This is a genomic window from Micromonospora sp. NPDC023869 (assembly GCF_055559695.1).
Genome location: NZ_JBVHKD010000017.1, coordinates 110,809 through 124,358, shown reverse-complemented (window position 1 = coordinate 124,358; position 13,550 = coordinate 110,809). Strand labels below are relative to the sequence as shown.

Genomic DNA, 13,550 nt, shown 5'->3' with positions numbered 1-13,550 from the left:
CCTTCAAACGCGAGACCCTGCAAGGCCGCCGCGCCTACACCGACGAACGCGAAGCACGACTGACCTCGTTTCGCTGGCTGCACCGCTACAACACCGTCCGACGCCACTCACGGCTCGGACAGCAATCACCGATCACCTACGAGAAGAGCACCCGGCCAGCGCCAGCTACGCTGGCCCCGGCCGCATAAACCCCGTGTCCAGGGTCAGGGGTCAAGCCCCGATGATGCCTTGCGTCTTGCCCTGGCCGACACTGAACCGAAGCAGCCGCGCCGCCGCAACAAGTGGAATCTCCGGCCCGGTGACCTGGTGGTCTTCACCGGTGAGATGCGACCCGCACGGTCGGAATGGGAGGATGAGGCAAGAGCCGCCGGGCTGCGGGTGGGCAGCAACGTCACGAAGCGTACCTGCCTGCTTGTGGCCGCAGACCCCGACAGTATGTCCGGAAAGGCAGAGAAGGCCCGCCAGTACGGCATTCCGATCGTGCACCCTGCTGCCTACAAGCAGATGCTCTGCGGTCTCGCAGACGGTGACGCGGGGCACGTAGGGGCGACTGGCGGTATGCGCTGAATCCTCTGAACGGGCAGATCGTCTGCGGTGCGAATCAGCGCGGGAGAGGCGTTGGCACCTCTCCCGCGCCAGACCGTCCTAATGCGTCGGCAGAGTCAAGAATCTGCCGACGACCTGGCTGCTCCACGTATGGGCAATAGTGTGCCGCCCGTCGTCGGCGCCGATCGACCTGAAGGTGCGCAGTTAGTTGGTGATACCCGGCCGGTCGTCCGGGGCGCCGGATTGTGGATCCGGCGGTACGGCGGCCGGTCTGGTCCGCCCCAGGTGCACTGCCCACACGATCGCCATGAGCACCGCGATGACGACCAGTTCCCGGCCGAACCCTGTGCAGGCGACCGTACTGATCGCCAACAGCCCGAACGTCGCGAGCACGATCGGCTTGCTGACGCGTGGGACCGGGGACGGGCGGGACGAGGGTCTTGCGCGGTGAGGGCGGCACAGGGCCAGGATCACGGCCGCGACGACGGCGGCGAGCATCGTCGGCGCGAGCAGCAGTTGGCCTTCGTCGCCGAGAACCATCCACGACCAGATCGGTCCCTCGTGAGTGGCGAACCCTCTGTCGACGACGGCGATGTAGTCCCGTACGACGTGGACGATCAAGAAGGCGGCGTTCCCGCCGGCCAGGACGGCCAGCAGGGCGAGAAGGCCACTGGCCGCCGGATGGTGCTCCGAGCGGCGGCTCGCCCAGCCGGCCAGCAACCAGCCGATTGCGGTGCCGAGCAGCCCACCGGCCGCGAACGCGGCGGGCAGCGAGGCCGGCTCGGCCCGGCGTACCGAGACCTCGAACCAACCACCGTCTGCCGGCTCCAGGGAATGGTTGTTGTTAGCGAAGGTCAGCACCCAGCCGTCCTTGACGGCGGTCAGCGTCTCGGCGGTCCGTAGATCGGTGTGACCCGCGAAGGACGTCGGCTCGAGCCTCCAGCCGGCGGCGGTCAGCCGGCCGGCGACTTCGGCGTCATAGCTGCGCAGGTCGGGTATCGGCGCAACATGATCGGCCTGGTAGCGGACCTGGCTGAACTGGGCCTCGCCGTTACCGTTGACGAAGACGCGGTCGTGCCGCTCCAGCGCGGGGGCCGCGACACCCGGCGTGACCAGGTCGGCGATGCCGGCCATCTCCGTCGTGGTGGGCAGTTGCCGGTCGGTCTCGCCGACGAGACGGGCGGCGAGCGACGCGGTCATGAAGCCGCTGAGCAGCGCCACGACGACGGCGACGGGGACCACCGCCCGGCTGCCCGGTCGCCCCAGCCGCGCTCGCGGGGCGTGCCGGAGCACGTCGAGGATCTCCCGTACGGCAGGTCTGCGGCGACCCGCGTCCTCGGCGGCCAGGAGCATCGTGTCGAGCAGTTCGGCGCGGCGAGGCCCGGGCGGGTAGGCGCGTGCGAGAAGACGGTAGCGCCGGTGCGTCGCCGATCTCGTCTCGCTCATCCGAACGTCACCGTCGCCGGCCCGGCGGGCGGACGCAGGGTGTTCAGCAGCCGGGTGGCAGTCTGCACGTTGCGACTGAGTCGGTGCGTCTCCGCAGTCAACGCGGCGCCGCCCTCCTCGGTCAGCCGGTAGTAGCGGCGGAGCCGTCCGTCCACGGCCTCCTCCCGGTCGACCTCCACCAGGCCCTCGGCGGCCAGCCGGTCCAGTGCGGCGTAGAGCGTGGCCGGCAGCAGCCGCGTCTCACCACCGGACAGCTTCGCTACCTGCTGGATCACGCCGTATCCGTGGCGGGGCTGCTCCACCAGGGCGGTCAGGATCCAGAACGTCGGTTCTCTCATCGGACGTGTCACACGATAGAATATACAAATCATTTTACTATCGAGTCAGAGTGGATCCACAGCGTGCGTCCGCCCATCCGGAACGTCGACGGATGTAAGGAGGGGACCCCTGCTAACGCCTCGTGTATAGGAAGGGTCCCCTCCTAACATCAAGACTGTCGGGTCAGGCCGACGACGGCCGCCAGTCGCGCGACGTCGGCCGGTGCGGGCCTGCGCTGGATGATCTCGGCGAGGAGGGTACGCGCGACGGGACGGCTGCGGACCTCGGCGGGTGCGACGCTGTCGGCGTAGAGCAGCGCGTGTCCGGCTCGGCCGGGGTCGCCGACGTCGAGGTGGGCGCGGGCGGCGTCGAGCAGGTGGGCGGCGCGATGCTCGGGCGGGAGCCGTGGCCAGCCGTCGTCGGCGAGGGCGAGTTCGTGTCGCCGGACGGCTTCGACGGTGTCGCCGAGGCGGTGGGCGGCGAGGCAACGTGCCACCTGGACGGCGACCGGTCCGAGGCCGGTGTGATACCCATCGGTCTGGTCGAGGGGTCCTTCAGCAAGGACGGCGGCGTGGTCGAGCAGGTCGTGGGCGTTGCGTCGGTCAGCGTCACCGGCGGCGGCGAGCCCGGCCTGGAGGAACAGGGTGCCGCGTACGGCGTCGTCGTCCGTGGTGTCCGCCGCCGTGAGCGCGGCGGTGAGCGCGATTCGGTGGTGGCCGAGGGCACGCAGCGCCTGGGCGACGGCGATGGTGGCGCTGGCGGCGAGGGTGGGGTCACCGGCGGCGGTGGCGACGGCCCGGTCGGCGGCGAGCCAGGCCAGGTCGGCGTGGTCGAGTTTGACCAGGACGGCGGCGGCGATCCGGTAGGTCGACGCCAGCAGGCTCCGGAGACCGTGGGTGGCGTCGAGCAGGCCGGGCAGGGTCCCCACGAGTTGCGGGTACCGGCCGTGCTGGTAGCTCATCCAGGCGTGCGCGACCTGCCGATCGGCCTGCTGCGCCGTGACGGTGTGCGCCGGTTGATGCTGGTAACGGGCCAGAGCGGCCCGGATCGCGTCGACACCGTCCAGACCCGGCGTCGTGGGTGGCGGCCGGCAGGGACCGAGGAGCATCTCGGGATCGAGGCGCAGCGCGTCGGCGATCTCCTGGATCACCGAGTACCGGTCGAGCTGTCGTACTCCGCGTTCGACCTTGTCGACCCAGCTCTTGGACTTGCCGAGCCGATCCGCGAACGCCTGCTGGGTCATGCCCCGGTGTGCTCGCAGTTCGGCCACCCGCCGCCCGAGGGGTACGGAGTTGTGGTCACGCCGGTGGCTCATCTGCTGCCGCCGGTCGGGGGCATGGCGTCGGTCGACTCCCCACAGCGCGGACACCACCGCGACTTCACCCGAAAAGCGAACAGCCCGGCCAGGAACCCCAGCAGTACGGCACCGAGCAGCACCGGCACCATCTCGACAATCACGCCACCCTCACCTTGCCGCAGGGGCGGGAGCCCGGTCGCTGCCCGAACTCGGGGATGCCTCGACTGGGGGTGACGGAACGCTGACATCGTAGAGAGTCAGATGATCATGTTGTGAGACGTATTGGTTCACCTGTTCAGGTTTGCATCCACCCGATGGTCTAGTCAACAGGCAATTGCCAAAAGGGTAGAGTGCATCTACCTACGTTCGGAAGCGTGGACCGTGGGCCAGGCCGCCTGATGGGGCCTTACGAGATCGCGCAGCGCCTCGACGTCTCGCGACAGCGGTTCCAGCAGCTCGCCCGGTACCCCACCTTCCCAAAGCCGTATCAGGAGCTACGGGGAATGAAGGTGTGGCTTGCCGAGGACATCGAGGAGTGGATCTCCAAGTACCGGCAGCCTCGGGCCACCGACGAGGACTGACGGTCGGTTGGCGTCGCTCAACGATGCGAGGTGGGCGCGAAGGCCGTGGAGCGGTGTTGAGCAAAGATGTGAGCATGCTGTGGCCCGACATCATCCGGCGCGCTGCGAAGCTTGGGACTGACCGGGAACTGGTCGGCATGTACCCACGCCGGGCCGATCTTCCCCGATCGATCTTTCGCGAAGCGATCGCGCGTGCCGCCTCCCGGTTGTGGTTCGGTGGATACACCAGCTATTTCGTGTGGCTGGAGGTGCCCGATGGTGCCGCAGTCCTCGCAGCCAAGGCCAAGGCCGGGGCTAACGTGCGTTTCCTGCTCGGTGATCCGGACAGTTCAGTCACGGCCGAACGCGACCGGCTGGAAGCGACCCCGCTCACCTTGGCGACGCGCATCGCGATGACACGGGCTGAGGTCAGCAAGGTCGACGCAGGGGTCCCGGTCCGGCTGTCTGATCGCCATCTCGCCATGTCCGTGTGGATCTTCGACGATGAGGCCATCGTCGCCACGCATATCGGTGCGGGGCTCGGGCATGACTCCGTGACGCTGCATCTGCGGCGTGCGCAGGACGGCGGAGTGTTCGACCGGTACGTGGAGCACTTCGAGTCGCTGTGGTCCGACGGCAGGCCCGTCGAGCCGCAGGGCTGAAGGAAGGGGGGCCTCGCTGCCGGGACGCTCGACTTCGTTACCGACGAAGAGGTCATCGTCTGCTGAGAACGCTGCTGCCCGGCGACCGATCCCTACAGGTGTTCGGCCGCGAGTTCCTCCGCATCCGTCACGAGCTCGTCGAGTTCCGTTGCACTCAGGTTCTCTTCAAGGAGTATCTGTCCGAGCATGAAGAGTTCTGCGCCGAGCGCGGTTTCGGGGGCGATGGTGTCGACCAGTTCCGGTTCGCCGAGAGCGGCTCGAATGAGACCCTCCATTTCGAGGGCCGGAAAGGGCTCAGGTCCTCGGTATTGCGCGCGGAGCCCGGCTACCCACTGAGCCACCTCGGTTGGGGTGGTGTCGGGGCCGAAGTGTCGGTTGGCCGCGAGGGCGAAGGCGGCCCCGATATCCCGCAGGCTGTTCGCCATCCCATGCTGGCCGATCTCGACCACGAGAGTGTCGACAGCATCCCAGTCCGCTTTGGCTAGAGCTCGGATCAGGTCGCCGAGCGGTTGCTTCGTCACTCTTGTTGTCCCTTCGCTCTCCACTTGCGGATCAATCTGGCCGCGCGATGGGTTGCCACACCGGCCAGCAGACCGACCACGACAAGGTTGCCTGCGGCTTCTGCCCCATCTATCTTCTGCCGAGGTGGGGGTGCCGGGGTAGGCGGGGTTCCGGTTCCGGCTGATTGGGTTCCGGCGGGACCGTTGGTGTCGCGAAGGGCTTTGGCCCACTGCGTAAGCGCCTGCGTCGACTCTGACGCCAGGTCCTGCGCATCGTCGGCCTTTCGTGCAAAGCGGTTCAGGAATCCGCCCGCTCTCGACCGAGCGAGGTCGCGTCGGTCGCTGTCCGCCACGAGATCCTCGCCAGAAGGTGGCCCGTATGCGGCGGCTGCCTGAGTCACCGAGCCCGGGGCGATGGCATTGAGGTAGGCACTCACACTCCGGGCTGCTTCGCTGCTGAGCCGCGCTAACCGGTGAGCCTTGTCGGTGCCGATGCGGCTCTGGGCCACCGCCGCGCGGAGCGTCGGGTGATCGGAACCCCTGCCAGCCGCCACATACCGATTGTTTGCCTCGCTGACATCCGTGGCGGCGCGTGTGGCCCGGACCGCCAGTGCGTCCAGGTCGTCCACGGCCGACTTGAGTTGAGCGATGACCTGGGCGAGCAGGCTGCTCATCCCAACACCTTCCGGTACGCGTTGCCGCCTTCTTGTGCGGCAGTGATCGCCCGCAGGGTCAACTTCACCTCGCGCACCGCGTCGGCGATGGCCTTGCGGGCCTGTGCTGCCTCGTCCCGTCGGCTGTCGTGCAGGGTGGCGAGAAGGAGCGCGGAGACGACGTCCAGGGAGTCGCCGACACCCTCAATCGTCTTCCTGCCCTGCTCAAGCAGGTAGTTGGCGTCGCCGAGAGCTGCCTTGACCTCGCCGACGCTCACCGGTCAGCCAAGGATGCTGATGTATTGCCGGGCGGCCTGGGTGCTGCCCTGGAGGACGGTGGCCGCCTCGATCAGCCGCTGCTTGCTCTGTTCGGCGCGGCTGATCGCCTCCGAGAGCGCGGGGTGCCCGGTGCCGGCCGCGACCGCCCTCAGCCGGGGAGAGCACCTGCTCGGTGCCGTCGATGGCAGCTCTGATCTGGTTCGTCGTGGCGTTGCACTGCTCGGCTGCCTGGGCAAGTTCGGCCTTGACTTGCTCGATGCTGGCCATGCCGTCCTTCCGGTCCGCTGCGGGGCACTGGCGTCCAACACACGCCGTAGCGAGGCAGACACTATCCAACATGAATTGCCTTCCGCAGCCCCGAAGGTCGAGAGGACCAGGGTCAGGGCACCCTTGCCGGGGACCAGGTAGCCGATGTCGCGGCAAGAACTCGTCGGCATCAGTAGCCGCACGAGGCGATCAGCGCGGCCAGGTGGTCGAGTCGGGCTGACGCGGACGAGAGCCGCCCGTCGCGGTGCAGGCTGGCGGCCAGCGGCGTACCGCTCCACCAGGCCGGATCGGTCCGCGACACCCATTCCACCCGCAGCGTCGGGTCGATCAGGCACTGCACGCTCGTGATCACGTCGTCGATGCTGCGGAGCACCTCCTCGTCGCGGTCTTCATCGGGGACCCGTCGGGACAGCTCCAGGATGACGGCGACCGCCGTGGCGATGACGCCTTCCACCCGTTGGCTCGTGCTGGTGCCGCCCGCCAGGACCAGTGCGGCGTAATCGTCGTACGACAGGTGGCGGTCGAACACCGCGCGAAGCAGGAAGCGGCCGGCGTGGGGATCCCGCCACTGCGGCTCGCTGCGCGTCAGGTAGGCGAACATCTGCCCGGCCGACAGCCCGGCGACCGGAGGACGTGGGCTCCACGGGTCGGTGACGACCGGGGCGGTCACCGCCTCACCCGGGGGCACGGTGTCGTCACGGGCGGCCAGCTCACGCCGCAGGAGCACGGACATCGCGGCGAGTTCCCGGGCGACGCGGCTCTCCGCCCACATCTCCTCCAGCACCCGGTTGGCGATCCCGCGCCGCGTGCTGTGGGAATCGGCCAGCCCGAGCTCGTGGCGAACGCGTTCCGAGTCGCGTCTGATGCGCTCGGCCACCTGCCACGGACCAACCTGGTCGAGCCAGGTCAGCACGCCCCCCGGGCGTCCCTCGGCGGTCATGGTCTGTTCGAGCGCGTCGAGCAGTTCGGGGCGTACGAGCCGCTCCCCGAGCTGGTCGAGAATGGCCTGCCGCTGCGGCCAGGTGTTGGTGGAGAGCCACCGAGCCAGGTCCCGTGGCAGCGGCGGGCGTGCCACCGTCCGACTCGCCTCGACCGCTGCGGTCACCAGGTCGGCGGTCGGTCGTTCCCGGAACAGCTCGCGCCGACCACCCGTGCCGCGAAGCTCCCATACGGTGTCCAGGGCCACCCGGTCCTTGTCGACCGGTGCCGGTACCCGCCGCACGGTTACCACCGCCGCACGGTCGAGCCACGCCTCCAGCAGCGAGTCGGCGCGCAGCACCGCGACGACCACGCCACGCCCGTCCCACCAGGCGAGCCGATCCACCGCCTGACGAATCGCCGCGACGACGGAGGCGTGCTGCGGCTGTAGCCGGGGCGTGTTGACGACCACGACGTGCCGCTGCGCTCCCGCCGCCCGCACCGCCTGCGTCAGCGAGGCCAGCGCCAGCTCGTCGCGCGGTCCCGGCGGGGCGCCGGCGAACCAGACCCCGTCCACGGATCTGATCTCCTCGGGCATCAGCGGGTCGTCCCGGACAGGGGCGGCGACGACGGCCGCCGGACCGCCGTCCGCGCGGACCGTCGACGCGACGGACGGTGGGGCCGCCGACGTGGACGGCAGGTCGACCGGCGTCTGCTCCGCGCCGGTCTCGACGCCGAGGGACGCGACGTCGTCGTGCGCGATCACCGCGCCCGGTTCCACGTCCACACCCATCGACGCGATGCGCGGCGTACGCGGTGCGGAGCGTGCCGGTGAGGCCGACGCGACGTCCAGCGACGCGATGCTCGGCGTACGCGGCGGTGTCGGTGTGACGTCCAACGAAGCCACGCTCGGTGTACGCGTCGGCGCGACGTCCGGAGCAGGAGTGGGCGGTTCCGGTGCCCTGGGCGTGACCACCTCGACCGGTGTCGGGCCGGGCGGTGCTTCCGTGGTGCGCATCTCGATGTTGCCGACGACCCAGCGGGTGCCGTGGGGACCGTCGACCCGGACCACCGCGACGGCGACGACCTCGTATCCGGGTGTGCCGAGCCCGGCGGCCGACTCCATGGGGGTGCCGAACCGGAGGATCTCGCGGCGCTGCGCCGAGCCACCGACGCCCTGACCGTGCGGTGCGTCGACCCCGAGAACCGGCACCGTCGGGCCACCGGTGTTGGTGACGTCTCGGGTCAGCGGGTGGGCGTCGCCGAAGGTCATCGTCGGGATCACCGACCCGATCACGGTCGTGGTGAAGCTGTCGGTGTTGGCGTTGATGCCGTCGATGGCCACGTTGCGGCTGGAGCTGGCGGGCCGTGGGGAGAAGAGCGCGAACTGCAGCGACGTACCCGGCCTGCCCGCACGGCCCAGCAACCGGCCCACCGCGGCGGGTTCCAGCATGGTGACCCGGCCCGTGCGGGCGAGGCTGGACAGGCGGACGAAGATGCCCTCGGCAGACGTGGAGTTGTGCAGCTGATCGTCGTCGGCCAGGGACGGGTCGACGGTCCGGATGGCCAGGGCGAGCTGCGTGACCGCGTCGAAGTCGTACACGGAGAACGGTCGGCTCGGCCGCCAGCACGGGCCGGTGACCAGGTCACGGACCGATGCCGGGATCTCCAGCTCGATGACGACCGCGTCGGTGGGCGGGGGGACCACGGAGGTCGGGGCGGAGGTGAGCAGCAGTGGCGCGACCCGCCGCTGGTCGGCGACCCGGACCCGCGGTGTCTCCGCCTCGCTGAAACGCAACGTGACCAGGGCCGCGAAGGCGTGGGACGACTCACCGACCGCACTGAGCGTCGGCAGGTTCGGCCAGGCCAGCCGGACGAGACGGCCCGGGGTGAGCAGCCCGTTGAGCGCGGCCCGGCCCACCCGCACGACGAGGGCGTCGTCCAACGGCATCGAGCGTACGGCGACGCCGAGCGTGTAGGGGACACGGTCGAACTGGGTGGTGGCGATCGTCCGTTCCCAGGTGCGGTACTCCCGCAGCGACGTCGCGGTCTGCACACGCTGGTGCTGGGCGCCGATCGAGAGAGTCGGCTGTGCCTGGTGGCCGTGCTGCTTGACCATCGGGGAGAAGGCGGCGCTGTTGGCGACGACCCGGGTGACGCTCTGCTTGCTCGCGCCCGGGGTCTGCAGTGAGCCGCCTTCGCCGGACGAGTGGGCCAGGATGGTGTCCAGGCCCGCGCTGGACGAGGTCGGCCGGCCTCGCCGCGCCGCGAGCTGCGTGGCGTCCTCCACCGGCTGCGCGCGGAACTCGACCTCCACCAGCCGTGGCCCGAGCCACGACCGGTGCACGAAGTGGAACGAGGCGCGGCCCTCGGGGCCGATGTTGATCAGGGTCCGCAGCCCCAGGGTGGACGTGTGGTCGGCGATCCGCGATCGGACACCGGGCAGGTAGGCGGCGTGGCCGGGGCGGGTCACCCCCGGGGCCTGGGCCTCGACCAGCGCGCGGACGTGGGTGCGCAACTGCGGACGCGGACCCCGGGGGAGCACTGCGGTGGCGACACCGAAACCGAGCCTGCCGTGGCCGTGCACGAACCAGGAGGGCAGCGTGCGGTCGGCGATCGCGACAGTCTGCGGGTCGGCCGGCGCGACGCCGGGGATCTGCCGCAGCTCCGGGTGGTTGATCAGGTCGTTCTCGACGAGCAGGAACTCCACGGCCTCGGGTAGTTCGACCGCGACCTGCCACTCGACGTACGGCCGGCCGGCGAGTGTCCCGGCCACCACGTTGCGGAGGCCCTTGGTGACCGTGACGAGATAGACGGCCGTCGCCGAGAAGCGGAACACCGTGACGTCGTTCTCCGTGGTGACCCGGAACGCCATCGTGTTGTCGCTGAACGTCGTGCGGGTGTCCGTCCGCCGGACATGGGTGTACGTCCCGGACGGCACGAACTGCGTGACGCTGCCGTACGTGCCGGTGAGCGTCGCCGGCAGCTCGTACCCGACGCTGTCCTCCGCCGTCTGCGACGAACCGTCGAAGGACTGCAGCCAGCTCTCCATGTCCATGACGCCGGGCGCGGGCAGCAGTCGCACGTCGGTGAGATAGCCCTCGACCGTCACCGACACGTCGGTGCCCGACACCATGCCGTGCCCGCCGATGTTCTCGGTCACGTACTGGTTGTTGAAGACCTGCAGGGCGTTGGCCACCAGGTGGTGCGGCGACAACGCCGCGTGCGCCACCTCCTGCGCCATGGTCTCCGGTCGGTCCAGCGGCTCGCCGATCGTCCGCCGCCGCAACCATGCCCACCCGGACATCGCCGTCTCGCCGAGCCATCGGGCCGTGCGACCGCCCCACGGCCAGACCATCCGGTTCTCCGGGGCCGGGGCGTCGTCACCGAGGGCCGCCACCGGTGCGATCGCGTCGTCGACCGGGAAGGCGCCGGGCATGGGGAGCGGTCGATCCGTCTCGGCCGCACCCGGCAGCCTGCGTGGGGGCCGCACCGGCTGCATCTCCAGGTCGCCCCCGATCAGGGCCTTGACCACCGCCCGGATCACCCGGCTGCCCTCCACCCGGTCCACGTGCGCCAGGCTGGGCAACCGCAGCACCCCGTTGCGGTAGATCACCTCGTCTGGTTGGTCCAGGCTGGTGCGATCCTGGTCGGTGACACCCCGTGGTGCGGGATCCCGGTGCGGGCGGATCTCCGCCGGCTCGGCGAGCGTGCGATAGGTGGGCACCGCCAACGCGAACGTGCCGTCGGCCTCGGTCGGCGGGGGCGAATCGCCGTGGCTCCACGAGATCTCCAGGCGGAACCGTACCGGCACTCGGAACGCCTGCGAACCGTCACCGGTCGGGTTGAGGGCGTACGACTCCTGTCCGAACCCGATGGTGGTGTCGGTGATGGTGGCGGGCCGGGAGAAGCGGTTGACGCCACCGGACAGACCCTGCACCGGCCGATCCGCCTCGGTCGTTCCGGTCGGGTTGGTGGAGGAACCGGCGACGCCACCGTTCCAGCCGAACGGCGAACGACTGCGACCCTCACTGGCAGGCAGGGTCGAACCCGTCCAGTTCAGCGTCTGGACGTCGGGCAGAAACAGGAAGTGGGCGGCTCCTCCCTGGGGTGCGCCGGTGAAACGGCGCTCGGCGACGATGCGCGCCTCGACACGCTGGATCTCGCCACGGACCGGGAGTTCGAAGACGATCGGATAGCCACCCTCGATCATCTCGTCCACGGCGCCGCGCAGCCCCACACCGGAGCGGGCCACGTCGAGCTTGCGCGCGTTCACCAGGCGCTGCACCCTGGTCGCCTCGTCGGTCAGCTTCTCCAGCGCCGACTCGTCCTCGGGCGGCAGGAAGCCGTGCTCCGTCAGCCAGGTCTCGACCGCTGCGAACAACGAGTCGTCGGCCGTGACCCGCAACGGTGTGGTGGAGACGCCGATCGAGCGGAGCTGCGCGATCTCTGGTGGCAGGTAGCGCGGTGTGGTCGGTCGTCGGCCGACGACGTCCGCGGACGGTACCCGCAGGATCGCCCGGTGCGTCACGCCGGAGCCCAGCGGCGTCACCGGTTCGGGGCGGGCGGCGGCACCGGTCGCGCGGACCAGCTCCACCTCGAAGATCACGTCGACGGCCTGCGGGATCAGCGGCTTGCGCACCCGCAGCGAGTGCGAGGTGCGCGCCCCACCACCCGATCCCAGCGTGTGCGACACCTGGTGCCGCGCACCGACCTGCCCCCGGACGGACCCGCCGGCCGGCTCGGTGTCGGGATCGGCGGACGGCGCCGACATGCCGAGATTCGCGAAGACGTCGACGCCGACCGCGTTGGTGACCTCTGCCGAACCGTCGACCCGCAGGATCCGCAGCACGTGCGACTCCAGCACGGCGTCCTGCGTCGGTGGACCGGTGACCTCCCGCGCGACCAACGCCGTCCGCATCCGGAGATATCCGATCACGGACCCGTCGTCGTCGAACAACAGCGGCGACGGGTGGCTGCCCGTCCACGACAACGGGATGTTCGCGCGCAGGCTGTACTCGCCGAAGAACTCCCACAGGTCTCGTCTGGACGTCTGGGACAGCGCCGCGAGGTGCGGCCGGAACGACGCCATGACGTCGCGGAAGATCAGGTCGGCGTTCAGCACCGACTGCACGCCGAAGAGCGGCAGGTCGGTACGGAGGAGTTCCAGCGGTGCCGGTACGGGCTGTTCCTCGTCCGGGCTCGGAGCCTGGACCAGGTGTTTCGGGAACCACACCGTCAACCGCTCGGGCGGTGGGTTCTCCAGGTCGGCCCACGGACGGTGCACGTCGTCGCCCATGCGTAGCTGCCACCGCATCCGGTAGCGGTACGGCCACGAGCGCTCGCGACTGCGCAGCAGCGTCAGCGCCTGCACCGCGCCGGTGACCGTCGCGGAGGTCGACGCCTGGTTGTACGTCACGGTCGGCTGCACCGTCAGCGCCATCCGCCGCAGTACGCCGCCGCTGTCCGCCGGCACCGGGTGCGAGTAGGTCAACGGCACGCGTACGGTCCGCAGGTCGCTTGCGCCGCCGCTCTCCGCCACCTCCCATCCGCCGAATGCCCAGCGTTGGAGCGTGACGGGTGGGCCGTCGGGCATCTGCTCGATGTCGGGGTCCGCTTCCACTGCGTCGCGTAGCAGCACCCGCAGCCACGGGGTCCGGTCGCCGTCGGCGGGGCTCGACAGCGGCAACCCGGTCTCGCTGCGGATCCGGGGCCACTCGGTGAGCAGGTAGTCCGAGGTGAGGCGCCGTCCAAGATCCGCGTCGAGGGAGGCATGCGAGTCGGGGGTACCGGCCGCCGCCTTCACCTGCGCGAGCAGCCACTGGACCACGGCCTCGGGCACCGGCGCGATGTGTTCGAGTCCCTGCATGCCGTCGAACCGCGATCCGTACTGCCGTACCGCCTCGGTGATGCCCCGGCGCGTGGACCTGGGCGTCGATTCTTCCCCGGATTCGCCCTGTGGCGATGTCAACCGCTGGTTCCCCCCTTCGTTTCCGGCGGTCCGCGTACCGGTTCACCGCCTGAGGGCACGACCGTTCGCAACGGCGGAGCGATGCGATCGAGGAATGCGCTACCCGCGCATGACAAATGCAGGAACAATTACC

General features: G+C 70.0%; 12 protein-coding genes. 4 read left to right on the top strand and 8 right to left on the bottom strand.

Annotation, left to right across the window (positions count from 1 at the left end; all coding sequences use genetic code 11):
• Together ACZ31C_RS30625 and ACZ31C_RS30620 are read left to right on the top strand one after the other, a co-directional pair.
• Positions 1 to 188, top strand: a 188-nt coding sequence (locus ACZ31C_RS30625; RefSeq protein ID WP_465798243.1) for an integrase core domain-containing protein, incomplete at its 5' end; no start/stop codon positions are given.
• A gap of 40 nt (positions 189 to 228) precedes the next feature.
• Positions 229 to 567 (top strand): BRCT domain-containing protein, encoded by a 339-nt coding sequence (locus ACZ31C_RS30620; RefSeq protein ID WP_465798242.1) that lies wholly within the window; start codon positions 229 to 231, stop codon positions 565 to 567.
• A gap of 183 nt (positions 568 to 750) precedes the next feature.
• Here ACZ31C_RS30620 and ACZ31C_RS30615 read toward each other — a convergent pair whose 3' ends face one another.
• The 4 genes from ACZ31C_RS30615 to ACZ31C_RS30600 all read right to left on the bottom strand — a co-directional run bounded on the left by ACZ31C_RS30615 (position 751) and on the right by ACZ31C_RS30600 (position 3,768).
• A complete protein-coding gene (locus ACZ31C_RS30615) occupies positions 751 to 1,992 on the bottom strand; it encodes a hypothetical protein (RefSeq protein WP_465798241.1) in 1,242 nt (413 codons plus the stop codon).
• Positions 1,989 to 2,330: a PadR family transcriptional regulator gene (locus tag ACZ31C_RS30610; protein ID WP_465798240.1), complete on the bottom strand. Its 342-nt coding sequence runs from the start codon at positions 2,328 to 2,330 to the stop codon at positions 1,989 to 1,991. The genes ACZ31C_RS30615 and ACZ31C_RS30610 overlap by 4 nt, the downstream gene beginning before the upstream one ends.
• Positions 2,331 to 2,479: 149 nt before the next feature.
• Positions 2,480 to 3,625, bottom strand: a complete 1,146-nt coding sequence (locus ACZ31C_RS30605) for a helix-turn-helix domain-containing protein (RefSeq protein WP_465798239.1) — start codon at positions 3,623 to 3,625, stop codon at positions 2,480 to 2,482.
• On the bottom strand, positions 3,622 to 3,768 hold the full coding sequence (locus ACZ31C_RS30600; RefSeq protein WP_465798238.1) for a hypothetical protein: 147 nt from the start codon (positions 3,766 to 3,768) through the stop codon (positions 3,622 to 3,624). Before ACZ31C_RS30600 ends, ACZ31C_RS30605 begins: the two co-directional genes overlap by 4 nt.
• A 213-nt stretch (positions 3,769 to 3,981) precedes the next feature.
• On the opposite strand from ACZ31C_RS30600, the gene ACZ31C_RS30595 reads away from it, so the two are divergent.
• Both ACZ31C_RS30595 and ACZ31C_RS30590 read left to right on the top strand, forming a co-directional pair.
• Complete coding sequence (locus ACZ31C_RS30595; RefSeq protein WP_465798237.1) at positions 3,982 to 4,188, top strand: helix-turn-helix transcriptional regulator; 207 nt, start codon at positions 3,982 to 3,984, stop codon at positions 4,186 to 4,188.
• Between the two features lie 53 nt (positions 4,189 to 4,241).
• Entirely contained in the window at positions 4,242 to 4,829 is a 588-nt protein-coding gene (locus ACZ31C_RS30590) for a DUF6879 family protein (protein ID WP_465798236.1), read from the top strand.
• A 92-nt stretch (positions 4,830 to 4,921) separates the two neighbouring features.
• On the opposite strand, the gene ACZ31C_RS30585 is transcribed toward ACZ31C_RS30590, so the two are convergent.
• From ACZ31C_RS30585 to ACZ31C_RS30570, 4 genes are all read right to left on the bottom strand, one after another.
• On the bottom strand, positions 4,922 to 5,350 hold the full coding sequence (locus ACZ31C_RS30585; protein ID WP_465798235.1) for a hypothetical protein: 429 nt from the start codon (positions 5,348 to 5,350) through the stop codon (positions 4,922 to 4,924).
• A complete protein-coding gene (locus ACZ31C_RS30580; protein ID WP_465798234.1) occupies positions 5,347 to 6,003 on the bottom strand; it encodes a hypothetical protein in 657 nt (218 codons plus the stop codon). Before ACZ31C_RS30580 ends, ACZ31C_RS30585 begins: the two co-directional genes overlap by 4 nt.
• The gene (locus tag ACZ31C_RS30575; RefSeq protein WP_465798233.1) at positions 6,000 to 6,260 is read right to left on the bottom strand and encodes a hypothetical protein; all 261 of its coding nucleotides are present in this window, start codon (positions 6,258 to 6,260) and stop codon (positions 6,000 to 6,002) included. Before ACZ31C_RS30575 ends, ACZ31C_RS30580 begins: the two co-directional genes overlap by 4 nt.
• Before the next feature lie 437 nt (positions 6,261 to 6,697).
• Positions 6,698 to 13,315, bottom strand: coding sequence for a hypothetical protein (locus ACZ31C_RS30570; protein ID WP_465798232.1), 6,618 nt, complete (start codon positions 13,313 to 13,315; stop codon positions 6,698 to 6,700).
• Between the last annotated feature and the right edge of the window lie 235 nt (positions 13,316 to 13,550).

Excerpts from the sequence above, each read along its gene's own strand:
- ACZ31C_RS30610 (WP_465798240.1), bottom strand. The coding sequence starts at position 2,330 with ATGAGAGAACCGACGTTCTGGATCCTGACCGCCCTGGTGGAGCAGCCC.
- ACZ31C_RS30605 (WP_465798239.1), bottom strand. The coding sequence starts at position 3,625 with ATGAGCCACCGGCGTGACCACAACTCCGTACCCCTCGGGCGGCGGGTG.
- ACZ31C_RS30580 (WP_465798234.1), bottom strand. The coding sequence starts at position 6,003 with ATGAGCAGCCTGCTCGCCCAGGTCATCGCTCAACTCAAGTCGGCCGTG.
- ACZ31C_RS30615 (WP_465798241.1), bottom strand. The coding sequence starts at position 1,992 with ATGAGCGAGACGAGATCGGCGACGCACCGGCGCTACCGTCTTCTCGCA.
- ACZ31C_RS30570 (WP_465798232.1), bottom strand. The coding sequence starts at position 13,315 with ATGCAGGGACTCGAACACATCGCGCCGGTGCCCGAGGCCGTGGTCCAG.